We start from the raw sequence: 23,088 nt of genomic DNA, 5'->3' as shown, positions 1-23,088 counted from the left end.
TTATTTATGGCAGAACGTAAATATTTTGGCACCGATGGAGTGCGTGGCAAAGTGGGGCAATTTCCGATTACGCCTGATTTTGCATTGAAATTGGGGTGGGCAGCAGGTAAAGTGCTTGCTACTCAAGGCTCTAAACAGGTATTAATTGGTAAAGATACCCGTATTTCAGGTTATATGCTTGAGTCTGCACTCGAAGCTGGCTTGGCTGCAGCAGGTTTATCTGCCGCCTTTACAGGCCCGATGCCAACCCCTGCGATTGCCTACTTAACTCGTACATTCCGTGCAGAAGCAGGAATTGTAATTTCAGCATCTCACAACCCTTATGATGATAATGGGATCAAATTTTTCTCTGCAATCGGTGAAAAATTACCAGATGAAGTCGAAGAAGCGATTGAAGCAATGCTTGATCAACCGATGGACTGTGTCGAATCTGCAGAATTAGGTCGTGCAAGTCGTATTAATGATGCTGCAGGACGTTATATCGAATTTTGTAAAAGCACTTTCCCATCACATTTAAGCCTTGAAGGCTATAAAATCGTGGTGGATTGTGCGAATGGTGCAACTTACCACATTGCCCCAAGTGTTATGCGTGAATTGGGGGCAGAAGTGATCGAAATCGGTACACACCCGAATGGCTTGAATATCAATGAGAAATGCGGTGCAACGGATATTAAAGCTTTACAACAAGTGGTGGTTGAAGCTGGTGCAGATGTCGGCTTGGCTTATGATGGCGACGGCGACCGCTTAATTATGGTTGATCATTTAGGTAACAAGGTTGATGGCGACCAAATTCTCTTTATTATTGCACGTGAAGCATTGCCTTCAGGCAAATTACACGGTGGTGTCGTTGGTACATTAATGAGCAATATGAGCTTGGAGCTTGCCTTAAAAGAGTTGGCAATTCCATTTGCACGAGCAAATGTGGGCGACCGCTATGTGCTTGAAGTCTTAAAAGAAAAAGGCTGGAAACTCGGCGGCGAAAACTCAGGGCATATTATCGTGTTAGACAAAAATACCACAGGTGATGGCATTGTCGCATCACTTGAAGTATTGGCTGCAATGGCATCACATAAATTAAGCCTGAATGATCTAGCGAAAGCTGTGCCACTTTTCCCACAAGTGTTAATCAATGTTCGCTTTGCTGGTGGTGCAAACCCATTAGACAGTGATGAAGTTAAAGCTGTTGCAAAAGATGTTGAACAACGTTTAGCAGGCAAAGGTCGTATCTTATTGCGTAAATCGGGCACCGAGCCGTTAATTCGTGTGATGGTAGAGTGCGAAGACGGTGCTTTAGCACAAAGCTGTGCGCAAGAAATTGCAGAAGCAGTGAAACGTAACTAATCGCAAGCGGTAAGATTTCTGCAAAATTTTGCAAGGATCTTACCGCTTTATCTTTTTTAAATTATAATAACGCAAACGTTTGCTTTAAGGGGAACGCTATGGATCAACTTGAAATGAAGAAAATTGCAGCGCGTGCCGCTTTGCAATATGTTAAACCTGACACTATTGTTGGTGTGGGAAGTGGCTCAACTGTAAACTGTTTTATTGATGCCTTAGGTGAAATGGCAGATAAAATCAAAGGGGCAGTCGCAGCTTCAAAAGCTTCAGAAGAACGTTTAAGAGCATTGGGTATTGAGGTATTTAGTGCCAATGAAGTGACTGAGCTTGATGTCTATATTGACGGTGCTGATGAAATTACCCCCCAAGGTTATATGATTAAAGGCGGAGGTGCGGCATTAACGCGTGAAAAAATTGTGAGTTCACTTGCAAAAAAATTCATCTGTATTGTTGATGCAAGTAAGCAAGTAGATGTGTTAGGCTCTACTTTCGCTCTGCCTGTTGAGGTGATCCCAATGGCTCGTTCTTATGTTGCTCGTCAATTAGTCGCCTTAGGGGGATCGCCTGAATATCGTGAAGGGGTTGTGACAGATAATGGCAATGTGATTTTAGATGTGTATAACTTCAAAATTTTTGAGCCGTTAAAAATGGAACATACCATCAATAATATCGCAGGCGTTGTTACCAATGGTATTTTTGCACAACGTTATGCGAATGTGACCATCGTAGGTACGCCTGATGGTGCGAAAATTATTGAATAAGAAAAATCACTACGGAGAGTTGGGGGTGCTACTCAACTCTCTTCTGTATAAGGAAGGCAATATGACAACCAAAGTTTCTTTAGATAAATCTAAAATTAAATTTTTGCTACTGGAAGGCGTTCATCAAAATGCGATTGATGTCCTGAAGAATGCAGGTTATACCAACATTGAATACCATAAAAAAGCGCTTGATGGTCAAGAGCTAATTGATGCGATTAAAGATGCACATTTTGTTGGTATCCGTTCGCGTACTTTTATAACAGATGAAGTCTTGCAACAGGCTCAAAAATTGGTCGCTATTGGCTGTTATTGTATCGGAACCAATCAAGTTGATTTAGAGGCAGCAAAGCGCCGTGGGATCCCTGTTTTTAATGCTCCTTTCTCAAATACTCGCTCCGTTGCCGAATTGGTGTTAGGTGAAATCATTGTGTTAATGCGTCAAGTGCCAAAAGCAAATGCGGAAGTGCATCGTGGCATTTGGAATAAATCTGCCGCAGGTTCAAATGAAGTGCGTGGTAAGAAACTAGGGATTATCGGCTACGGGCATATCGGTTCTCAACTAAGCATTATTGCCGAGTCTATCGGTATGCAAGTGTATTTTTATGATATTGAAAATAAACTACCGCTTGGGAATGCTCAACAAGTCGCAACCCTTGAAGAACTGCTTTCAACCTGTGATGCGATTTCGTTACACGTTCCTGAGAATGCTTCAACAAAAAATTTAATTGATGCAAAACGTTTAGCCCAGATGAAAGAAGGTGCAGTATTAGTAAATGCGGCACGAGGAACGGTGGTAGATATTGATGCACTAGTTGAGGTATTAAAAACGGACAAACTGCGTGGTGCAGCCCTTGATGTTTTCCCTGAAGAGCCAGCTTCTGCAAGCGATCCGTTTGAGTCGCCACTTTGCGAATTTGATAATGTGATCTTAACTCCACACATTGGTGGTTCTACATCAGAAGCACAAGAAAATATTGGCACTGAAGTATCAAGTAAATTTGTGAAATACTCCGATAATGGTTCTACATTATCTGCAGTCAATTTCCCAGAAGTTTCCTTGCCAGAACATAAAGGCACAAAACGTTTACTGCATATCCACGAAAACCGCCCAGGTATTTTAAATCAAATCAATAAAGTCTTCGTTGATGCGAATGTGAATATTGCCGCAGAATATCTACAAACCGATCCGACGATTGGTTATGTGGTTATCGACGTTGAAACAGAACAAACGGGCGAGGCATTAAAACGCTTGAAAGAGATTGATGGAACTATTAGGGCTAGGGTTTTATACTAGCTGTTGTTTTCCCTCTAAAAGTTGAAAGAAAAATGACTTTTAGAGGGGAATTTGGCGGCATAGTAGACAAAAGGGCATAGCAACCATTTTGTCTACTATGCCCTAAAATCATTAAGCATTTTTACCTTGATGCTCTTTTGCCGCTTTTACAAATCCTTCAAATAACGGATGTCCATCACGAGGAGTTGAGGTAAATTCAGGATGGAATTGTGCTGCGATAAACCAAGGGTGGTTTGGTACTTCAATAATTTCGACTAATTTACGATCTGCCGATAAACCGCTCACTTTCAAGCCTGCTGCTTCAATTTGTGGAAGTAATGTATTGTTTACTTCATAGCGGTGGCGGTGGCGTTCAACGATCGTTTCAGCCCCATACACTTCGCGTGCTTTTGTACCTTCGATTAAGTGGCATTGCTGTGCGCCTAAACGCATTGTACCACCTAAATCTGATTCATCTGAGCGAGTCTCAACATTGCCTGATTCATCTTGCCATTCGGTAATTAAACCCACGACAGGTTGTGGACAGTGTTTATCAAATTCTGATGAGTTCGCTTGAGTTAAACCTGCAACATTACGAGCATATTCAATTAATGCAATCTGCATACCTAAACAAATACCCAAGTATGGAATTTTATTTTCACGAGCATACTGTGCAGTACGGATTTTCCCTTCCACACCACGATAGCCAAAACCGCCAGGGACTAAAATCGCATCAACCCCTTGTAACACTTCCACGCCTTTGGTTTCTACATCCTGTGAATCAATATATTTAACGTTTACCGTTAAACGATTTTTCAAGCCTGCGTGTTTTAATGCTTCATTGACCGATTTGTAAGCATCCGGTAACTCAACATATTTACCGACCATACCGATAGTCACCTCACCCGTTGGGTTTGCTTGTTGGTACAGCACTTGTTCCCATTCAGATAAATCTGCTTCTTTGCAAGTTAAGCGAAAGCGATCACAAACGAAATCGTCTAAACCTTGCGATTTTAATAACGCTGGAATACGGTAGATGGAATCAACATCTTTAAGAGAAATAACCGCACGCTCAGGCACATTACAGAATAACGCGATTTTCGCACGTTCATTTGCTGGGATCATACGATCCGAACGGCAGATCAACACATCAGGTTGAATACCGATAGAGAGCAACTCTTTCACTGAGTGCTGTGTTGGCTTAGTTTTCACTTCACCTGCCGTTGGGATATATGGCACAAGGGTTAAGTGCATAAACAATGTTTTTTCACGCCCCACATCAACGGCTAATTGACGTAATGCTTCTAAGAACGGCAGTGATTCAATATCGCCTACAGTGCCACCCACTTCAACGATTGCAACATCGTGACCTTTACCACCTTCAATCACTCGTACTTTGATTTCGTTCGTAATATGTGGAATAACTTGGATCGTTGCACCTAAATAGTCACCACGACGCTCTTTACGCAAAACTTCTGAGTAGATCCTACCGCTTGTAAAGTTGTTCGCTTTGGTCATTTTGGTACGGATAAAACGCTCATAGTGACCTAAGTCTAAATCCGTTTCTGCACCATCTTGAGTCACGAATACTTCACCGTGTTGCGTTGGACTCATCGTACCTGGATCGACATTGATATAAGGATCGAGCTTCATAATAGTGACATTTAAGCCACGAGCTTCAAGAATTGATGCTAACGACGCCGCTGCAATGCCTTTCCCTAAAGAAGAAACAACGCCGCCCGTCACGAAAATATAATTCGTTGCCATTTTGTCTGCCTTTTATGTGATAAATAGAGTTGAAATTCGGAATGGAATAAACCATCAGGACGGGAGCGTAGTTTACAGCAAAACGTCCTGATAGGCTAGTAAGAAATTATTTATAAAGAAATATCCCGTCTTCCGACAAATGAATGAGAAAGGCTTGTTCCGTCAACCATTTCTAATTCACTTCCGACAGGAATACCGTGCGCGATACGAGTAACTTTAATATTGTGAATAGAACACATCTCAGCGATATAATTTGCGGTCGCATCCCCCTCAATCGTTGGATTGGTTGCCAGAATCACTTCTTGAAAAGATTCTTCTTCTAAGCGTTTTTGTAATAAATCTAAACCAATTTCGCAAGGTCCTATTCCATCTAAAGGAGATAGATGTCCCATTAATACAAAATAACGCCCTGAAAATTGCCCAGTTTGTTCAATCGCTTGAATATCTGCAGGCATTTCAACCACACAAAGTTGTCCGCTGATTTGGCGGCGGTAGTTTTGGCAGATAGCACACTCATCTTCTTCAGTAAAAGTTCGGCAAGATTTGCAATGTCCAATGTGAGTCATTGCTTCGCTCAATGCTTTAGCTAAATTCACACCGCCTGAGCGGTTACGCTGTAAAAGATGATACGCCATACGTTGTGCAGATTTTGGACCAACCCCTGGCAATACACGCAGGGCTTCCATAAGATTTTCAAGTAAAGGGCTACTTTGCATAAGTGATATGATATAAATAGTAGCAAGGGCAATTTGCCCCTACTTTTAAAGTGATTAACTAGATAATTAGAATGGGAACTTCATTCCTGGTGGTAATTGCATACCCGCAGTAACACTTGCCATTTTCTCTTTTTGCATTTCATCAGCACGGCGAACTGCGTCGTTGAATGCAGCTGCAACTAAATCTTCCGCCATTTCTTTATCATCTTCCATTAACGATGGATCGATTTCGATACGACGACAATTATGCGCCCCATTAATTGTCACCTTCACCAAGCCAGCTCCTGATTCGCCAGTTACCTCTAATTGTGCGATCTCTTCTTGCATTTTTTGCATACGCTCTTGCATTTGCTGAGCTTGTTTCATTAAGCCGCCCAAGCCACCTTTTCCAAACATGTTATGACCCCATTAGATATTAATAAAAGAATAATAATTGACATTCTACTGAAGCAGTTTAGTCGGCGCAAGTGATAAAATTGGATCTCAGCTTTCTATTGTTTTAATAGCTTAGTATGAATAGAATCCAGCAACTTCTCTAAAACTTTTCTAAAAATCATTATGTTTAAACTCAAATCTGCCTTAATTAGACCAGTACAACGTATTAATAACGCAAAACTGACTTTTGATGAAACAATAGTTGTTTTAGTTAATAAACCTTACGGGGTCCTATCTCAATTTACTAACAATCAGGCATGCAAAACCCTGAAAGAATTTATTTCTATTCCAAATGTCTATCCTATTGGACGTTTAGATAAAGATAGCGAAGGTCTATTATTACTGACTAATAATGGTCAAATTCAACATCGTTTAGCAAACCCTAAGTTTGAAAAAGAAAAAACATATTGGGTTCAGATTGAGGGCATTCCTCAACCAGAAGATCTTAATAGATTAGCTAGTGGTGTAATATTAAAGGATGGCTTAACAAAGCCAGCTAAAGTTAAAATTATCCCAGATCCTCATTTTAAATGGCAAAGTGCCCCCAAAATTCGAGAAAGAAAAAATATTCCTACCTCATGGATTGAACTAAAAATTGTTGAGGGTAAAAATCGCCAAGTAAGGAGAATGACTGCTCATATCGGATTTCCAACATTAAGATTAGTTAGGGTTGGAGTCAGTTACTTCAAACTAGGTTCTCTGGCTCCTGGAGAATATTTAATTTTAGATAATATTCAAAAGAAGCTCTTATTTAAAAAATTAAAATTGAGAACAGTAAATCATTAAATTTTAATTAAAATTTGTACTATATTAGAATATAATCAACAAAAATTCATAACAAGGATAACATATGGCAATTTTAGTAACAGGCGGAGCTGGCTATATCGGCTCACATACCGTAGTAGAATTATTAAATCAAGGCAAAGAGATTGTGGTGTTAGATAACTTATCTAATTCATCTGAAATCTCTTTAGAGCGAGTTAAACAGATTACGGGAAAATCCGTTCGCTTTTATCAAGGCGATATTTTAGATCGTGAAATGTTACGTCGCATTTTCGCAGAAAATCAGATTGATTCGGTTATCCATTTCGCGGGCTTAAAAGCCGTAGGCGAAAGTGTTCGAGAGCCGTTGCGTTACTACCAAAACAATGTGACAGGTTCCATTGTGTTGGTTGAAGAGATGTTAAAAGCCAATGTCAATACGATTGTGTTTAGTTCATCAGCAACGGTTTATGGCGATCCGAAAGAAATTCCGATTACGGAAGCTTGTGAAGTCGGTGGAACAACCAACCCTTATGGCACATCAAAATATATGGTAGAGCGTATCCTAGAAGATACAGCGAAAGCCTTCCCACAATTTAGTGCAGTCGTACTACGCTACTTCAATCCTGTTGGAGCTCACGCAAGCGGTCTGATTGGCGAAGATCCTAACGGTATTCCAAATAACTTATTACCTTATATCAGCCAAGTTGCCGTAGGCAAATTGCAACAACTGTCTGTGTTTGGTTGTGATTATGAAACCCACGACGGCACTGGCGTGCGTGATTATATTCACGTTGTTGATCTGGCAATTGGGCATTTAAAAGCGTTGGAAAAACATCAAGATGATGCAGGTTTCCACGTCTATAATTTAGGTACAGGCACTGGCTATTCTGTGTTAGATATGGTGAACGCCTTTGAACAAGCAAACGACATTAAAGTGCCTTATAAATTGGTTGAACGTCGCCCTGGCGATATTGCGGTCTGTTACTCTAATCCACAAAAAGCTCTTGAACAGCTAGGTTGGAAAACGCAATACGATTTAACGCAAATGATGAAAGACACTTGGAATTGGCAAAAAAATAATCCAAATGGGTATAAGGGGTAAAAATGAGCGAGCAAGTAAAGGTTTCTCTTTGGCGGCAAATTTTCAGTTACAAAATGTTGCTCTGCGTATTTACAGGGTTTACATCTGGCTTGCCGTTATATTTTATCTATCAATTAATTCCAGCGTGGCTTCGCTCTGAACAGGTAGATTTAAAAACCATTGGTTTTTTTGCTATCGTTGGTTTGCCTTACACTTGGAAATTTTTAGTTGCTCCACTGTTTGACCGCTATTACCCAAATTTCCTTGGTCGTCGCCGTAGCTGGATGTTTTTCACGCAGATAGCTCTATTGGGGTTAATTGCTTGCTTCGGCTTCTTCAATCCAGCACAAGATATTAAACCCGTAATGATGTTAGCCATTGCAGTTGCCTTTGTGTCTGCGGTACAAGATATTGTGGTTGATGCTTATCGCCGTGAAATTTTGTCTGATGAAGAACTGGGTTTAGGTAACTCTATTCATATTAACGGCTATCGTATTGCTGGGTTAATTCCAGGTGGGTTAGCGTTGATTGTTTCTGACCACTATCCTTGGGAAACAGTCTTTTTGTTTACCGCACTCTTTATGATCCCTGGGATTATTCTGAGTTTATTCTTAGCGAAAGAGCCAACAATTTTACAAGATAACCGCAATCTTCCTTTCCACGAAGCCTTTGTTATTCCATTCAAAGAGTTCTTTCAACGTAAAGGTTTATGGCCGGCGGTTGGCACACTCACTTTTATATTGCTTTATAACTTAGGCGACTCCTTTGCGGCTACCTTACAAAGTGCCTTTATTCTGGATATGGGCTTTAGCCGCACCGATTTAGGTACAGCGGTAAAAATCAACGGACTATGGGCTTCTATTGTGGCGGGCATGGTGGGTGGCGTGCTGATGTTGCGTATTGGCGTAAATCGCTCTTTATGGATTTTCGGTGTGTTCCAAATGCTAATGTTACTCGGCTTTGCGTGGCTTGCAAGTCACGGTAGGTTTGAAACAATCGGTACTTACGAACGCTTCGCTTTATCTGCGGTTATTATTGGTGAATATATCGGAATTGGCTTAGGCACAGCCTGTTTTGTCGCCTATATTTCTCGTGAAACAAATCCACTTTATACAGCGACACAATTTGCGATTTTCACCAGCTTAACCGCGATTCCAAGTAAATTGATTGGTGCGACATCTGGGGCATTAGCTGAGAGCGTTGGCTTCTACCATTTCTATTGGATCTGCTTTTTCTTAGCGATTCCAGGAATGTTATGCTTGTTTTGGGTAGCACCTTGGAATGAAAAGAAATAGTACCCAGTTAACATATTGTAAAATATAATCTCGTTACTTAATTCATACTAGGTGCTTTAAGCAGTTACTGTTATTATTACAGGCGGTGTTTTTTATATTATAGAGGAACTTTTTATGAACCAACTAGATGCTTTACGTCAAATGACTGTCGTAGTTGCGGATACTGGTGATATTGATGCAATCAAAGCGTATCAACCAGAAGATGCAACAACAAACCCATCATTAGTTTTAAGTGCATCTGCACTACCTCAATATGCTCCATTAATTGATGAAGCGATTGCTTATGCAAAAGCTAAAAGCAATGATAAGGCACAACAACTGATCGATGCAGAAGATAAATTAGCGGTAAATATCGGTTTAGAAATTTTAAAAGTGGTGAAAGGTCGTATTTCAACAGAAGTTGATGCTCGCTACTCTTACGATACGGAAAAAACTATCGCGAAAGCTCGCAAACTGATTGCGTTATATAACGAAGCAGGGATCAGCAACGACCGTATCTTAATTAAAATTGCTTCAACTTGGCAGGGTATCAAAGCGGCAGAGCAATTAGAAAAAGAAGGAATTAACTGTAACTTAACGCTATTATTCTCTCAGGCTCAAGCACGTGCTTGTGCAGAAGCTGGCGTTTACTTAATTTCGCCATTCGTAGGTCGTATTCTTGACTGGTACAAAGCAAATTCTGATAAGAAAGAGTATGCACCAGCAGAAGATCCAGGTGTGGTTTCAGTGACTTCAATCTATAACTACTACAAACAACACGGCTATAACACGGTGGTAATGGGAGCAAGTTTCCGTAACGCAGGTGAAATCACAGAATTAGCAGGTTGCGACCGCTTGACAATTGCACCAGCACTATTAAAAGAGTTACAAGAAAGCGAAGCACCGTTAGTGCGTAAGTTAGAGTACAAAGGTGAAGTGAAAGCTCGTCCAGCACCAATGACAGAAGCTGAATTCTATTGGGAACATAACCAAGATCCAATGGCAGTTGAGAAATTAGCGGAAGGTATCCGTAAATTTGCGATTGACCAAGAGAAATTAGAAGCAATGCTTTTAGCGAAGTTCTAATTATTCTTTAGATTAACAGCCCCGAAATATAATCGGGGCTTTTATTTGATTCGATATGACAAATATGGTTCTCTCCAATTATCTGATAGAGGAAAATAGTGGAGCAATGATATTCCTACAATTTTCGTTCCAATGAAAACCGATAACCTAAGATACACTAAAATGAGAAAACAGCGAGGAGAGATAAAATAGGCTATATGAGTTTATATCTTTTACAAAATTTAACTACAGCAAAATTATTTACAAATAGAGCTATTATCTCTATAAAGATTTCCCTCTCTATCATTGCCAGCCTTATACAACTTCTGTATAATCTTCACCCTTTTACAAGTTCAGAATTTTGCAAAATTTGGAGTAAACAATGGCTCGTGTAACCGTTCAAGATGCAGTAGAGAAAATTGGTAACCGCTTTGATTTGATTTTAACGGCAGCACGCCGTGCAAGACAGCTTCAACTTCACACTCGTGAGCCGCTTGTGGCTGAAGAGGGCGATAAACCAACGGTTATCGCATTGCGTGAAATTGAAGAAGGTTTGATTAATAATCAAATTATGGATCAACAAGAGAAATTTGATGCAATCGTGCAAGAAGTGGCAGAGAAAGAAGCTATTTCATTCTTGGCTGATGTGCAAGCAAATTCATAATTAGATCAAATTTTGTTAAAAATGGACAATCAAAAGGGTAATTTGCCCTTTTCATTGTCCATTTTTCGTTATACATTACGAAATCTCAGTTTTTGTTGTGTGAGGTGTAAAGTGCAGTTATTTGAAAGTCTTAATACCATTATTCAAGGTTATTTACCTGCGGATCAAATTGATATTGTGAAGCGGGCATTTGTTGTGGCTCGTGATGCACACGAGGGGCAATTCCGTTCAAGTGGCGAACCTTACATTACTCACCCTGTCGCTGTGGCGTGTATTATCGCCGAGATGAAACTCGATCACGAAGCGGTAATGGCGGCACTTCTACACGATGTAATTGAAGATACACCTTACACCGAAGAACAGCTTGCCGCAGAGTTTGGCACAAGCACCGCAGAAATTGTGCAAGGTGTATCAAAACTGGATAAATTAAAGTTCCGTACTCGCCAAGAAGCACAGGTAGAAAACTTCCGAAAAATGATCTTGGCGATGACCAAAGATGTGCGAGTTGTATTGATTAAACTGGCTGACCGTACCCACAATATGCAAACCCTTGGGGCATTGCGTCCAGATAAACGCCAACGTATTGCGAAAGAAACTATTGAAATCTATACGCCGTTGGCTCACCGTTTAGGCATTGAACATATCAAAAATGAATTGGAAGATCTCTGTTTAGAAGCAATGTATCCTTATCGTTATAAGGTGTTAAAAGCAGCAGTCGATATGGCTAGAGGAAGCCGTCAAGGGCTGATTGAACAAATTTCAAAGGAAATTCAAATTCGCCTTGATGAAGTAGGGATTAAAGCCCGTGTGTATGGTAAGGAACGCCATCTCTATTATCTTTATGGACGTATGCTGCAAAAAGTACAACGTTTTAATTCTATTTTGGATATTTATTCTTTCCGAGTTGTTGTAGATAGTGTGGATAATTGCTATCGAGTATTAGGGCAGATGCATAGTCTATATAAACCTCGTCCTTTCCAACTAAAAGACTATATTGCGGTTCCTAAAACAAATGGCTATCAATCTTTACATACTTCAATGATTGGTCCTAAAGGTGTACCTGTTGATGTATTAATTCGTACTGAAGAGATGGATCAAGCAGCTCGTTTTGGTGTTGCTGCATATTGGGGCTATCAAGAACAAGCTAATATGAGTGTTCAACTCAGAACGCAACAATGGCTAAAAAGTATTGTGGAAATGCAACAAAATGTAGGAAATTCGGCAGAGTTTATCGAAAACGTTAAATCTGATCTGTTTTCAAGCGACATTTATGTCTTTACTCCGAAAGGTCGTATCGTACAGCTTCCAGCCAATGCGACTGCAGTGGATTTTGCCTATGCGGTACATACTGATGTGGGCGACCGCTGTATTGGTGCAGTGGTCGATCATCAGCCGTATCCACTTTCTCAGCCGTTACAATCAGGGCAAACCATTGAAATTCAAACGGCAGAAAGTCCACGGTTAAATGCATTGTGGCTGAACTTTGTTGTCACGGCAAAAGCACGCTCTTGTATTCGTAACACCTTAAAAAACCAGCAACGTACACAGGCAATTTCTCTTGGAAGACGACAATTATTGCTCTCACTTAATACCTCTAATTTTGAACATCTTGATCCCGTTGTAATTGAGGCACTGCTAACAGATCTACAATTATCCAATTTTGATGACCTATTAGCCGAAATCGGTTTGGGTAATCAAATTAGTGGAGTGATTGCTCAACGCTTATCTAGTAAGACCTTAGAAATTGATACAGACGGTAATCCTGAAAATAATCAATCTCTTGCAATTCAAGGCGTAGATAGCGGTTTGATTAGCTTTGCGAAATGCTGTTTACCTGTCCCTGGTGATGAAATTATTGCGCATATCAGTTCGGGCAAAGGGCTAATGGTTCACTGCTTAACGTGCCGCAATGTGAAAGAAGCTGCGACGGATCACCGTCACTATATGCCGGTAAGCTGGGAAATTGCTAAAGATAAATCCGTTGAATTTGAAGCAGAAATCGTGGTTGATATTCTCAACCAACAAGGCATTCTAGCAGGGATTACTTCTACGATTGCCAAAATGAACAGCAATATCCTTGATATTCACAGCCAACAGCGAGAAGGTGGTGTGTATCAAGTGAAATTATTGGTCAGCGTGAAAGACAGAACACATCTTACTGAGATTTTAACTAAACTTAGTCATCTTGTTGGGGTTGTCAAGGCAGTTAGAGCAATGACCTAACTTCAATCTAAGCAATATCCTCACGAGTTAACACAAGCGGATATATTCCTGCCTGTTCTTGCTTAAGATGGTGGACTAATGCGGTGATTTGTTGGCAAATATTGTCTGTCACCGCATTGGCTTGAGCCATTTTCTCTTCTGTTACATTTTCAGGGTGTTTATTAAAGAGAACTGCGTCAAGCAAACGTTCTGCGTGCATACCGTCACGGCAGTAATGTAATACGCCCACTTCAGTAAATGCCGTTGCGACATAGCTGATTTTGGTCGTTGCAATGCCTAAAGCACCGTCTTCACCGCCCAATTCTCTAAACAGTTGATGTTGTGGAAAACCGCCACAGCCAAGGAAGAATGCTCGGCGGAAGACCATATTTCCACCACAGGTCATTCGCATATGTTGCCACGTATACTCAAAATTAGGGTGAGAAGCATAGCGTTCTGCAATGCCGACAGGTTTTAAGGCTAGGCGAACCACCATTGCTTCAGGGCGGAAATGGAAAATCGCTTCGGCAACTTGCAACGCTCCGTTTTCATAAGCATCATCGGTATCAAGAAAAGCGATAAACTCCGCATCACTTTGTAACTCTCCCCAATTCCGTGCCTTTGCAACACCGCTATTTCGTGGCATCTGTTCAACTTTAATCTTATGGGGAACCTGTGCTTCAAACTGTTTGGCAAGGGCAAAGGTGTTATCCGTAGAAGCATCATCAATGATCCATAATGTGCCTAATTCTGCTTGGTTAAGTACGCTTTGTACCGCTCGTTGAAGGGTCTGTTCTGCGTTATAGCACGGGATAATCACATCGATCATTTAACGTTCCTCATTAAAAACAAAACCTTGCGGTGATACCGCTAAAATTGACGCAGTTTTTCCCCAGTCGCCAAGGACTATGCGAGTAAATAAGCGGTCAGATTTTGCAAAATTTTGGTCAAAATGCACCGCTTGCCTGTGAGTATGTCCGTGAATAAGCCATTCGGCTTGATAGTTATTCACAATTTGAGCGGTAAATTCAGGATTAACGTCCATAATTTCAGCCGACTTTTGTTGTTTATCTGCACGGCTTTTGGCTCGAATTTTCTGAGCGATATGAATACGCAGTTTGAGCGGTAAGCAGAGAAATAGCCATTGTCGCCATTTTTGATGGACTTTTTGGCGGAATTGTTGATATTTAATATCATCAATACAAAGGGTATCACCGTGACAAATTAAGGTTTTTTTACCATATAAATCAATCAGTTGATAATCGGGTAATAAGATCATTCCTGTGGCTTTAGCAAAATCTTTACCAATTAGAAAGTCACGATTGCCGTGAATAAAATAGCACGGAACACCCTGATCCGTGAGCTGACGAATAGCGTGTTTCACTGTATCAATCAAAGGCGATTGCTCATCGTCACCAATCCAGAAATCAAACAGATCCCCTAAGATATACACTGCTTCAGCAAGCGGTGCTTTTTCTGTCATAAATTGCAAAAACAGATCCGTCAATTCGGGTTGATTGTCGTTGAGATGAAGATCGGCGATAAAGTAGGTGGTCATTGTGATAATTCATTAGGGATACCAAGCGTGGTGTCCCTACAAAATGTAATATAAATAAGGTGAATTGAAGAATGGTAGGGACGCCACGCTTGGCGTCCTTATTCATTATTTGCTACTATCAAACCACCCACGAATAAACTGCACAGACAAAAAGAAAGTCAATGCAAAGAAAGCATATAAAATATAGCTTACCCACGGTTTTGACACAGTCTCACCTTCCGCAAGCGGTGTGATTGACACGATATTTCTAAATTCATTCAACCAATTAATTCGCCAGCCGTAGTACTTAATTTGTACCATCTGTTTTTCGTTCGCATAGGCTTGTGCTTTTGCTTGAATATCGGCAGAGCCAAATTTGAAGTAAAGCGGTAATCCCCAGCCAGTATCTTCATTACGGTAAACCATTACCGCTTTGGTATCAGGGTGTTCGGTGAAAAGAAAATACACGTCACGCACTTCGCCATCGGCTGGATTTGATTTGCTGATTACCCCATCTTTATCCATACGACGCACTTCCATTCCTGTGACCATTGTTTGCTCATAGCTAGGAAATGCATAATTTACCCCACCAACTAATACGATGTGTAGTGAGAGTGACACTAAGATCAGAAAGTATTTAAACATTGCTCTCATAAAAAATCCTTATCCGAAAGTTCGGAGTGTATTGCCATTAAATTTTAAACAATTTTCGCACGTTTTGCGTGGTAATGTTAGCAAATTCTTCTAAAGATACGCCTTTTAGTGTTGCGACATATTCACAGACTTCTCGAACATAAGCTGGCTGATTAGGTTTACCACGATAAGGGATCGGGGCGAGATACGGAGAGTCGGTTTCAACTAACAGACGATCAAGCGGTACTTTCCGCACCACATCTCGCAATTCTTCCGCATTACGGAAAGTAATAATCCCTGAAATCGAAATATAAAAACCAATATCCAATGCACGCTTTGCCATTGCCCAGTCTTCTGTAAAGCAGTGTAACACACCGCCACACTGCTCGGCATTCCCTTGTTCTAAAAACTGCATTGTGTCTTCACGGGCAGAACGGGTATGGATCACTAACGGTTTCTGCACTTGTTTTGCTACCTCGATATGTTGCTCAAACAACGATTGTTGGAGAGCTTTGGTTTCGGGTGTGTAGTGATAATCTAACCCCGTTTCCCCCACAGCAACAACTCTAGGATCTTGCACCAATGCCACCAGTTTATCATAGTCAAACGGTTCATCTTCCACGTTCAACGGATGAACACCACAAGAGAGGGCCACTTCGCTACGATGAGCTGTAAGTCGCTTCATCGCTTCAAAGCGACCAAGCGTCGTACAAATCGAGATCATCTGTTGCACGCCACGTGCTTTGGCATTGTCGATCACTTCGTCCACATTTTTATGGCGAGTTTCATAGTCTAGCGAGTCTAAGTGACAGTGTGAGTCAATAATAAATAAATTGTTCAAGGTTGTTCCTTTTTATTACTTGGTTTTACGCTGGCACTAGGGTCTTGCTCGTGCCATCAAATTTATAAACAAGCGGTCATTTATGGTAAAAAATTTACAAATTTTTTGGCTACGCCCTTTCCACCCCAAATGCCATCACTTGATCGATACTATCAGCATTCATCGCAATCATCATCAAACGATCCACCCCCAAGGCGACACCCGAGCAGTTTGGCATACCTGCTTTTAACGCCTCAAGGAAACGACGGTCTAATTGCTGTGGCGGTAAACCCATCGCTTCACGCAACACATTATCTTGTTCAAAACGGCGAATTTGCTCTTTAGCATCACTGAGTTCATGGAAGCCGTTAGCAAGTTCTAACCCTTTGTAATAAAACTCAAAGCGTTCAGCCACACGGTGATCTTCCGTACTGATTTGAGCAAGTGCCGCTTGAGTTGCAGGGAAGTGATAAACAGCCGTTGGACGCTCTTTGCCAATATTCGCTTCGACCACTTCGCTAAATAAAAATTGCAGTAAAGTATCACGCTGTTCATCTTCATCACATTGCAAGCCGTGTTCACGCGCTTTAGCCACCAGCTGAGCTTTAGTGGCAGAGAGTGGATCTAAGCCAACGTAGGTTTGAAATACAAATTGATAACTAAAGGATTCCGCAGGTTCACAGTCTAAAATCTGTTGTAACAGATCGTCCACTTCATTAATCAAACGGTACATATCAAAATGGGGACGATACCATTCCAACATCGTAAATTCAGGGTTATGGCGTTTACTGACTTCTTCATTGCGAAACACTCGGCAGAGCTGAAAAATTGCTCCACTACCGCAGGCAAGCAAGCGTTTCATATGGTATTCAGGGCTAGTAATCAAGTGTAAGGTTTTCGCTTGGTTTGAAAACGGCGATAAGAATTGAGTACTAAAGGTTGAAAGATGTACATCCGTCACGGAAAACTCACTCATCGCAGGCGTTTCAACTTCCAATACCCCACGTTCCGTAAAAAATTGACGGATCTCCGCCATAATTTTTGCTCGTTTCAATAAGTGTTGAATAGAGGCTGATGGTTTCCAGTCAGGCTGTTCTTGCAAATTTTCCATTAAATTGTACCGCTTGTAATAAAAGTGGGACATTATAGCAGAGTAAGTAGAGCGTGTTGATCTTTTAAGTACAAAAAAACAAACGACATCAGGGCAACCGCATATGTTGTCCATTTTTCAACCTACACGCCGAGCAACAGCTCATCTCGAAATTCATCTGACCAACCAGCAGTGGTCAATTTCCCTTTCATACTCTGCTTTTTCGGGTGTAATCGAGCCAAGTTCAACGCTAATCGACGCAAAATTGCCAGATTTTCCGCACCCCATTCATCGGTCACCGCACATTCGTCTTCTTTATAGACCATATCTAGCACCCAATGGGCTTTGTTTTCCACTTCCCAATGCCCTCGCACGCACTTCGCCAATATTTGAATATCAACATCCAAACTACTGATATAAAAGACTTTTTCTTGTGATTCTTTGTCATTATCTGACCGCTTGCGACACACCTCCAACACCGATTTTATCCCCTTCCATTCCTCCGCTTTGCTCAGCCAATCACTCACTTTCAGCTTACGGTAGTAACGCTCATCAATTCGACTACGTTCCGCATTTACCTCCTTAAACGTCTCAAACATTTCGGGGCAATCTCGGCTGATTTTGTGAAAATACGCCTCCACTTCCGACTGAAATTGACGGTGATTTTTCTTCAACGGCATCACATAATCCCCTTTCTTTTCGATGATTTTCTCGGCAATTTTCTTCTGTGTATTCATCGCATCCACCGTTATAACGGCATTTTTTAAGCAAAAACTATCGATAATTTCCATCACTGCCTGCTGCTCATTTTGCTTACCCGAGGATTTTTTCTGCGATAAAATCAAACCACGAGACTGGCTCCACACCGTCACACTGTGCAAAGCACTTTGGGTTTCCGGATTGAAACTATGACGAAGTGTCTTGCCATCAATCGCAATCACCTCACGTCCTTGTTGTGTGCGTATCTCATTGATAAAATTAAGAAAAACCTCATTAAACGCTTGTGGCTCAATGCGTTTTATTACACGAGCGATAGTATCATCGACAGGAATGCCACACTCAAAAGGACGATATTTTCGCAACCAATCCAAATGTAATTCGCCAAAAAGTTTGATTTCAGTCCAGCTGTTTGCCCCCGAAATCACGGCACTGACGACGAGAAAAACGATGTCTAAAAAGTGGTGTTTTTGATTATAGGCTCGTGGGTCGGATAAATTTTCAAAAAAACGAAAAACGCTCATTTTACAACCTGATTTGATATGGATAATTAAGGTGTATTAGATCATAAATTTGAGAAAGATGCGATCTTGCCCTGGTCGAAAAGTACAAGTATCGTCTACAATCTTGATTCAATATTGTCATTTTCAAAAATTTCGAGTAGAATGCTCACTCTTTTTGGTGCTAGGCTTCTGCCTAGTTTTTTATTCATACATATGGTACTAGACAGCTGAGTAGTATGCTCTAGTGGCGATATGGCTTCGTTAGAGGTTTTCTATAATGAAACAAGGTATTCACCCAAATTATGTAGAAATTACTGCAACTTGTTCTTGCGGTAACGTGATCAAAACTCGCTCAACAGCGGGTAAAGATTTAAACTTAGACGTATGTGGCAACTGCCACCCGTTCTACACTGGTAAACAACGTGTTGTTGATACTGGTGGTCGTGTTGAACGCTTCAACAAACGCTTCAGCATTCCAAGCACAAAATAATTTGAAATTTTTCGGGAAAACCTCCACAATAGTGGAGGTTTTTTATGCCTAAAGAATGTATCCAGTAAAATGCTGCTCTGGCAATGATATGATAATTAGGAAAGTAATAATGAATCAAAAGCAAGATCTTCAAATTATATCAATACTTGGGCAAACTCAAATGGGATATACCAAACCATTTGAAGATTATTTAAAACATATAACACAAATATTAAAAAGAATAGAAAATGATGAATTTTGGGAGGAATTTAAATGAATGAAGGATTACTATATAGTTTTATCCGCTACCGCCCTTATATTGAAACAGAAGAATTTGCTAATGTTGGTATCTTAATCTGTAATCCAGATAAAAAAGAATTAAAATATCGTTTAGTAGAAGCCAACAATGAAAGAGTAAATCACTTTTTTAATAAACAAAAAAATTTCAATATTATCCGAGATGTTTTGAATAATGAATTGGATTACATTACCCATCAATCTTTTGATCTCAAAGATAATGATGAAATGATTAGATTTTTCTATAACTATACCGATAGAAAAGAAGGAGTTATCCAATATAGCTCTCCAAGAATATTGGTGTCTGATAATTCAGAGATGGAATTGGATAGACTATTTTCTAGTTATATCTAACTCATTCATTGTATTATTGATACAGATGGTAACCCTGAACGTTTCAACGTTTCAAGCACAAAATGATTTGAAATTTATCGAGAAAAGCTCCACAATAATGTAGTTTTTTTATGTTTGAAAATTACGCTAAGATTATGTTAGATACTGAATTACTTGCTTTGATGCCAAAAGATGAACACAATAAATTATAATTTAAAGTCAATATGTTCTAGGAGATAGTATAATGAAATGTTTTGTTATTAGTTTGAAATACAGTAATGATAAAAGAAGAACTCATATGAAAAATGAGTTTTCGAGCCATAATATTCCTTTTGAATTTTTTGATGCTATTACACCTAATGAAAACGCTCAATATGCAAATCTATTTAAGATTAATTTAGACAATACAAAACTTACTCAAGGTGAAATATCTTGTTTATTCAGCCATTTAACTTTATGGAAGCAAATGATTGATAATAACCTGGATAGAATTGCTATCTTTGAAGATGATATTTATTTATCAAGTAGCGCTAAAGATATGCTAGATTCTATTGAATCAATATCTACAACTGACTTTGATGTCATAAAATTAGAAAAGTCTTTAGAAAGAGTCCTTGCTTCTAAGTTTTATAAAATAAGAATGAGAAATTCTTCCTTACATATATTAAAAGATTCACATCTTGGATCTGCTGGATATGTGATAACTAATTCTGCTGCAAGAAAAATCATAACTTATATACAAAATGAAAATATCATAGCTCCTATAGATATTATAGTTTTTGATAAATTGATAAAGTCAAACTATAAAATAATGCAGATTTTCCCTGCATTCTGTATACAGGATTTTATTAAAAATAAATGTGACAATAACTTTCCAAGTAGTTTAGAGAACGAACGTTCATTAAACTATGAGAAAATAGTTCATATCAAATCAAAAAATATTTTCTCTAGAATATTAAAGGAAATCCTTAGACCATTTAAACGAATTTATAATCGAGTGGTAAGGCTAAATAGAAAAAAACTAATCATCGAGTAATCAATGAAAATATTATTTCTACATAAATGGCTTGTAGTGGGTGGCATAGAAAGGATCTTAATAAATTACCTTTCTATACTTAGCCAAGAGGAAAACTTAAAAATTGATGTTTTAATCGACTATAATACAAAAGATAATGTCTTTGGTAAGGAAATTCCTAAAGAAATAAATATCACTTATCTTTTTGATGTCGATTATTTTGAATATAAAACAACATTATATAGAGAAAGAAATAATAGCCTTATAAAGAAAATAAATTATAAATATCTTAACATCAAAGAAAAGATATTTAAAAGAAAAAAACTAACTAACATTATTAAGAATAACAATTATGATATTATTATAAATTTTAGTGATCACTTTGATCCCTATATAGAGTTTTCAAAAATAAATAAACCGATTATTAGATGGCAACATTCAGCAATTCATCATATAGATAAAAAACAGTTAAAGATATTAAATCAATATCAAAAAATAATTTCGATATGTGATGATATGAAGAAGGCAATCGTCAAAGATACTAATCTACCAGAACATAAGATATTTACAATATACAATCCTATAAATATAGAAAAGATTAGAGAATTATCTAACACTCATAATAATGAAATCCAAGAGAAAGAATATTTAATACAAGTTGCTAGACTAGATAAGATAAAAAGACATCAAGATTTAATATATATTTATTCTGAATTAGTAAGAAAAGGGATTTATCATAAATTACTAATTATTGGTGATGGTCCAGAACGAGAAAATTTAGAACAATTAATTATAAAATTAAATTTGCAATATAAGTGTTTGTTACTTGGAGAACTAAGTAATCCATATCCGTATATGAGAAATGCAGATTTATTTTTACATACCTCTGAAAGAGAGGGATTACCTACAGTTCTATTAGAAAGTCTCGTATTGGGAGTACCTGTTATTTCAATGGACTGCCCAACTGGACCAAGAGAAATCTTAGATAATGGGAAGTGTGGAGCTTTAATTGAAATGGGTAATACTCAAAAGTTTATTGACGAAGTATTAACATATTTGAATACTCCCAAGAGAGCAATTGAATGTAAACAACATATTAACCAGCATATTCTGTCTTTTTCTGAAACTGAAACAAAAAATAAACTTATAACACTCTTAATAGAACTCACTACACCTGGAGCAAACAATGGGAATTAAAGTTGCATTATTGATTAATGAATATTTTGGAGCTATAGGCACAGGATTTGGTGGCTATGGATTTCTTGCTCGGAGATTAGTTGCAAAATATATAAATAGTAGCGATATTCAAGTGGATGTATTGCTAAAAACAACCTCTAGAAAATTAGGTATGTTTGCGAGAAAACATAATGTTGATGGTATTAATGTTTATGAAATACCTAAGAAAAAATGGTTTGCGACTAGATGGTTAAAAAAACAAAATTATGATGTTTATTTAAGCATTGAAACTACTTTTGATCTCCCTATCATATTAGAACCAAATATAAATAAGAAACTTGTCTTTTGGATTCAGGATCCTCGTCCAATGAGTGATTGGGATGAAATCCAAACAGTAAAATTATTTCCTGAACCTTGTTATTATGACCAAGCTGCCTATGATAGAGTCCATAAATTATACATAGATAAACGGATTAAGTTTATATCACAAGGATATTTTTTAAATAATAAAGCAAAGGAATTATATAACCTAGCCCCTGATGTCGATATTCAATATCTACCTAACCCAATTGAAATTGATCCTGATTTTAATGTTCAAACATACCCTAAAAAGAATCACATTATTTTTTTAGGAAGAATAGAATCTGTTAAAAGAGGATGGATTTTCTGTGAAATTGCTAAACAATGTCCAGAATATGAGTTTTATATGTTAGGGCAAACGTTCTATGATGCAAAAAGAAACTCCGAAATTTTATCACAATATAAAGACATACCTAACTTGCACTTTGCTGGACACGTTGATGGTATAGAAAAAAATGATTTTTTAAAAAATGCAAAAATTCTGGTAAATACATCAATTCACGAAGCATTACCAATTTCTTTTTTAGAAGCTCTATCTTACGGAACACTAATTGTAAGTAATCAAAATCCAGAGGATCTTACATCAAAATTTGGAGTGTATACAGGTCAAGTACTTGGAGACGGATTTGATTCTATTGATAAGTATTCTCAGGGTATAAAATATCTTATTGAAAACGATAGAATTCGTCAGCAACTGGCAGAACAAGCTGTTCAGTATATCAAAGAAATACATAGCATTTCGCGTTTTACCAAGGATATGCGTGAAGTATTATTTTCAGCTGCTAAAAAGGATTAAA

General features: G+C 38.8%; 24 protein-coding genes. 15 read left to right on the top strand and 9 right to left on the bottom strand.

Going from position 1 to position 23,088, the window contains the following annotated elements:
- Window positions 1-6: 6 nt before the first annotated feature.
- The 3 genes from glmM (at window position 7) to serA (ending at window position 3,393) form a co-directional block, all read left to right on the top strand.
- Window positions 7-1,341 (top strand): phosphoglucosamine mutase, encoded by a 1,335-nt coding sequence (glmM, locus tag J1G47_RS01940; protein ID WP_075605672.1) that lies wholly within the window; start codon window positions 7-9, stop codon window positions 1,339-1,341.
- Between the two features lie 98 nt (window positions 1,342-1,439).
- Window positions 1,440-2,099 carry a ribose-5-phosphate isomerase RpiA gene (gene rpiA, locus J1G47_RS01935; RefSeq protein WP_010786282.1) on the top strand — a complete coding sequence of 220 codons (660 nt, stop codon included), beginning with the start codon at window positions 1,440-1,442 and terminating at the stop codon, window positions 2,097-2,099.
- A 61-nt stretch (window positions 2,100-2,160) separates the two neighbouring features.
- The gene (gene serA, locus J1G47_RS01930) at window positions 2,161-3,393 is read left to right on the top strand and encodes a phosphoglycerate dehydrogenase (protein ID WP_010786283.1); all 1,233 of its coding nucleotides are present in this window, start codon (window positions 2,161-2,163) and stop codon (window positions 3,391-3,393) included.
- Between the two features lie 111 nt (window positions 3,394-3,504).
- On the opposite strand, the gene pyrG is transcribed toward serA, so the two are convergent.
- The 3 genes from pyrG to J1G47_RS01915 all read right to left on the bottom strand — a co-directional run bounded on the left by pyrG (window position 3,505) and on the right by J1G47_RS01915 (window position 6,251).
- A complete protein-coding gene (gene pyrG, locus J1G47_RS01925; protein ID WP_010786284.1) occupies window positions 3,505-5,139 on the bottom strand; it encodes a glutamine hydrolyzing CTP synthase in 1,635 nt (544 codons plus the stop codon).
- A 110-nt stretch (window positions 5,140-5,249) separates the two neighbouring features.
- The gene (gene recR / locus J1G47_RS01920) at window positions 5,250-5,855 is read right to left on the bottom strand and encodes a recombination mediator RecR (RefSeq protein WP_207326722.1); all 606 of its coding nucleotides are present in this window, start codon (window positions 5,853-5,855) and stop codon (window positions 5,250-5,252) included.
- A gap of 66 nt (window positions 5,856-5,921) precedes the next feature.
- Entirely contained in the window at window positions 5,922-6,251 is a 330-nt protein-coding gene (locus J1G47_RS01915; protein WP_015939587.1) for a YbaB/EbfC family nucleoid-associated protein, read from the bottom strand.
- A 162-nt stretch (window positions 6,252-6,413) separates the two neighbouring features.
- Between J1G47_RS01915 and J1G47_RS01910 the strand changes: the two genes are divergently transcribed.
- From J1G47_RS01910 to spoT, 6 genes are all read left to right on the top strand, one after another.
- Window positions 6,414-7,076 carry a pseudouridine synthase gene (locus J1G47_RS01910; RefSeq protein ID WP_005712071.1) on the top strand — a complete coding sequence of 221 codons (663 nt, stop codon included), beginning with the start codon at window positions 6,414-6,416 and terminating at the stop codon, window positions 7,074-7,076.
- A gap of 64 nt (window positions 7,077-7,140) precedes the next feature.
- Window positions 7,141-8,157 (top strand): UDP-glucose 4-epimerase GalE, encoded by a 1,017-nt coding sequence (galE, locus tag J1G47_RS01905; protein WP_021109812.1) that lies wholly within the window; start codon window positions 7,141-7,143, stop codon window positions 8,155-8,157.
- Between the two features lie 2 nt (window positions 8,158-8,159).
- A complete protein-coding gene (locus tag J1G47_RS01900; protein ID WP_010786287.1) occupies window positions 8,160-9,431 on the top strand; it encodes an AmpG family muropeptide MFS transporter in 1,272 nt (423 codons plus the stop codon).
- Window positions 9,432-9,545: 114 nt separating this feature from the next.
- The gene (gene tal, locus J1G47_RS01895; RefSeq protein ID WP_010786288.1) at window positions 9,546-10,496 is read left to right on the top strand and encodes a transaldolase; all 951 of its coding nucleotides are present in this window, start codon (window positions 9,546-9,548) and stop codon (window positions 10,494-10,496) included.
- A gap of 361 nt (window positions 10,497-10,857) precedes the next feature.
- Window positions 10,858-11,139, top strand: coding sequence for a DNA-directed RNA polymerase subunit omega (rpoZ, locus tag J1G47_RS01890; RefSeq protein WP_015939584.1), 282 nt, complete (start codon window positions 10,858-10,860; stop codon window positions 11,137-11,139).
- Between the two features lie 111 nt (window positions 11,140-11,250).
- Window positions 11,251-13,362: a bifunctional GTP diphosphokinase/guanosine-3',5'-bis pyrophosphate 3'-pyrophosphohydrolase gene (gene spoT / locus J1G47_RS01885; protein WP_021111043.1), complete on the top strand. Its 2,112-nt coding sequence runs from the start codon at window positions 11,251-11,253 to the stop codon at window positions 13,360-13,362.
- A gap of 7 nt (window positions 13,363-13,369) precedes the next feature.
- On the opposite strand, the gene J1G47_RS01880 is transcribed toward spoT, so the two are convergent.
- The 6 genes from J1G47_RS01880 to J1G47_RS01855 form a co-directional block, all read right to left on the bottom strand.
- A complete protein-coding gene (locus J1G47_RS01880; RefSeq protein ID WP_207326721.1) occupies window positions 13,370-14,170 on the bottom strand; it encodes a glycosyltransferase family A protein in 801 nt (266 codons plus the stop codon).
- On the bottom strand, window positions 14,171-14,899 hold the full coding sequence (gene lpxH / locus J1G47_RS01875) for a UDP-2,3-diacylglucosamine diphosphatase (RefSeq protein WP_075592382.1): 729 nt from the start codon (window positions 14,897-14,899) through the stop codon (window positions 14,171-14,173). It lies immediately after the preceding gene.
- Window positions 14,900-15,004: 105 nt separating this feature from the next.
- Window positions 15,005-15,532 (bottom strand): DUF1523 family protein, encoded by a 528-nt coding sequence (locus J1G47_RS01870; RefSeq protein ID WP_010786291.1) that lies wholly within the window; start codon window positions 15,530-15,532, stop codon window positions 15,005-15,007.
- A 37-nt stretch (window positions 15,533-15,569) separates the two neighbouring features.
- Window positions 15,570-16,352 (bottom strand): TatD family hydrolase, encoded by a 783-nt coding sequence (locus J1G47_RS01865; RefSeq protein WP_010786292.1) that lies wholly within the window; start codon window positions 16,350-16,352, stop codon window positions 15,570-15,572.
- A 109-nt stretch (window positions 16,353-16,461) separates the two neighbouring features.
- Window positions 16,462-17,442, bottom strand: a complete 981-nt coding sequence (gene epmA, locus J1G47_RS01860; RefSeq protein ID WP_160413189.1) for an elongation factor P--(R)-beta-lysine ligase — start codon at window positions 17,440-17,442, stop codon at window positions 16,462-16,464.
- A 122-nt stretch (window positions 17,443-17,564) separates the two neighbouring features.
- Window positions 17,565-18,662: an ISAs1 family transposase gene (locus tag J1G47_RS01855; protein WP_207326720.1), complete on the bottom strand. Its 1,098-nt coding sequence runs from the start codon at window positions 18,660-18,662 to the stop codon at window positions 17,565-17,567.
- A gap of 256 nt (window positions 18,663-18,918) precedes the next feature.
- On the opposite strand from J1G47_RS01855, the gene rpmE reads away from it, so the two are divergent.
- From rpmE to J1G47_RS01825, 6 genes are all read left to right on the top strand, one after another.
- Window positions 18,919-19,131 carry a 50S ribosomal protein L31 gene (gene rpmE / locus J1G47_RS01850; protein WP_005711684.1) on the top strand — a complete coding sequence of 71 codons (213 nt, stop codon included), beginning with the start codon at window positions 18,919-18,921 and terminating at the stop codon, window positions 19,129-19,131.
- A 109-nt stretch (window positions 19,132-19,240) separates the two neighbouring features.
- Window positions 19,241-19,387, top strand: a complete 147-nt coding sequence (locus J1G47_RS01845; protein WP_010787085.1) for a hypothetical protein — start codon at window positions 19,241-19,243, stop codon at window positions 19,385-19,387.
- The gene (locus J1G47_RS01840) at window positions 19,384-19,761 is read left to right on the top strand and encodes a DUF3037 domain-containing protein (protein ID WP_010787086.1); all 378 of its coding nucleotides are present in this window, start codon (window positions 19,384-19,386) and stop codon (window positions 19,759-19,761) included. The genes J1G47_RS01845 and J1G47_RS01840 overlap by 4 nt, the downstream gene beginning before the upstream one ends.
- A 223-nt stretch (window positions 19,762-19,984) precedes the next feature.
- Window positions 19,985-20,776: a glycosyltransferase family 25 protein gene (locus tag J1G47_RS01835; RefSeq protein WP_015939578.1), complete on the top strand. Its 792-nt coding sequence runs from the start codon at window positions 19,985-19,987 to the stop codon at window positions 20,774-20,776.
- A 3-nt stretch (window positions 20,777-20,779) separates the two neighbouring features.
- Complete coding sequence (locus J1G47_RS01830) at window positions 20,780-21,952, top strand: glycosyltransferase (RefSeq protein WP_010787088.1); 1,173 nt, start codon at window positions 20,780-20,782, stop codon at window positions 21,950-21,952.
- Window positions 21,942-23,087, top strand: a complete 1,146-nt coding sequence (locus J1G47_RS01825) for a glycosyltransferase family 4 protein (RefSeq protein WP_010787089.1) — start codon at window positions 21,942-21,944, stop codon at window positions 23,085-23,087. The genes J1G47_RS01830 and J1G47_RS01825 overlap by 11 nt, the downstream gene beginning before the upstream one ends.
- Window position 23,088: the final 1 nt, after the last annotated feature.

The organism is Glaesserella parasuis (assembly GCF_017352235.1).
Classification (GTDB): Bacteria; Pseudomonadota; Gammaproteobacteria; order Enterobacterales; family Pasteurellaceae; genus Glaesserella; species Glaesserella parasuis.
Note: the sequence above shows the minus strand (reverse complement) of the source record. Positions and strands in the feature narration are given on the sequence as shown.

Excerpts from the sequence above, each read along its gene's own strand:
- glmM (WP_075605672.1), top strand. The coding sequence starts at position 7 with ATGGCAGAACGTAAATATTTTGGCACCGATGGAGTGCGTGGCAAAGTG.
- rpiA (WP_010786282.1), top strand. The coding sequence starts at position 1,440 with ATGGATCAACTTGAAATGAAGAAAATTGCAGCGCGTGCCGCTTTGCAA.
- serA (WP_010786283.1), top strand. The coding sequence starts at position 2,161 with ATGACAACCAAAGTTTCTTTAGATAAATCTAAAATTAAATTTTTGCTA.
- pyrG (WP_010786284.1), bottom strand. The coding sequence starts at position 5,139 with ATGGCAACGAATTATATTTTCGTGACGGGCGGCGTTGTTTCTTCTTTA.
- recR (WP_207326722.1), bottom strand. The coding sequence starts at position 5,855 with ATGCAAAGTAGCCCTTTACTTGAAAATCTTATGGAAGCCCTGCGTGTA.
- J1G47_RS01915 (WP_015939587.1), bottom strand. The coding sequence starts at position 6,251 with ATGTTTGGAAAAGGTGGCTTGGGCGGCTTAATGAAACAAGCTCAGCAA.
- J1G47_RS01910 (WP_005712071.1), top strand. The coding sequence starts at position 6,414 with ATGTTTAAACTCAAATCTGCCTTAATTAGACCAGTACAACGTATTAAT.
- galE (WP_021109812.1), top strand. The coding sequence starts at position 7,141 with ATGGCAATTTTAGTAACAGGCGGAGCTGGCTATATCGGCTCACATACC.
- J1G47_RS01900 (WP_010786287.1), top strand. The coding sequence starts at position 8,160 with ATGAGCGAGCAAGTAAAGGTTTCTCTTTGGCGGCAAATTTTCAGTTAC.
- tal (WP_010786288.1), top strand. The coding sequence starts at position 9,546 with ATGAACCAACTAGATGCTTTACGTCAAATGACTGTCGTAGTTGCGGAT.
- rpoZ (WP_015939584.1), top strand. The coding sequence starts at position 10,858 with ATGGCTCGTGTAACCGTTCAAGATGCAGTAGAGAAAATTGGTAACCGC.
- J1G47_RS01880 (WP_207326721.1), bottom strand. The coding sequence starts at position 14,170 with ATGATCGATGTGATTATCCCGTGCTATAACGCAGAACAGACCCTTCAA.
- lpxH (WP_075592382.1), bottom strand. The coding sequence starts at position 14,899 with ATGACCACCTACTTTATCGCCGATCTTCATCTCAACGACAATCAACCC.
- J1G47_RS01870 (WP_010786291.1), bottom strand. The coding sequence starts at position 15,532 with ATGAGAGCAATGTTTAAATACTTTCTGATCTTAGTGTCACTCTCACTA.
- epmA (WP_160413189.1), bottom strand. The coding sequence starts at position 17,442 with ATGGAAAATTTGCAAGAACAGCCTGACTGGAAACCATCAGCCTCTATT.
- J1G47_RS01855 (WP_207326720.1), bottom strand. The coding sequence starts at position 18,662 with ATGAGCGTTTTTCGTTTTTTTGAAAATTTATCCGACCCACGAGCCTAT.
- rpmE (WP_005711684.1), top strand. The coding sequence starts at position 18,919 with ATGAAACAAGGTATTCACCCAAATTATGTAGAAATTACTGCAACTTGT.
- J1G47_RS01845 (WP_010787085.1), top strand. The coding sequence starts at position 19,241 with ATGAATCAAAAGCAAGATCTTCAAATTATATCAATACTTGGGCAAACT.
- J1G47_RS01840 (WP_010787086.1), top strand. The coding sequence starts at position 19,384 with ATGAATGAAGGATTACTATATAGTTTTATCCGCTACCGCCCTTATATT.
- J1G47_RS01835 (WP_015939578.1), top strand. The coding sequence starts at position 19,985 with ATGAAATGTTTTGTTATTAGTTTGAAATACAGTAATGATAAAAGAAGA.
- J1G47_RS01830 (WP_010787088.1), top strand. The coding sequence starts at position 20,780 with ATGAAAATATTATTTCTACATAAATGGCTTGTAGTGGGTGGCATAGAA.
- J1G47_RS01825 (WP_010787089.1), top strand. The coding sequence starts at position 21,942 with ATGGGAATTAAAGTTGCATTATTGATTAATGAATATTTTGGAGCTATA.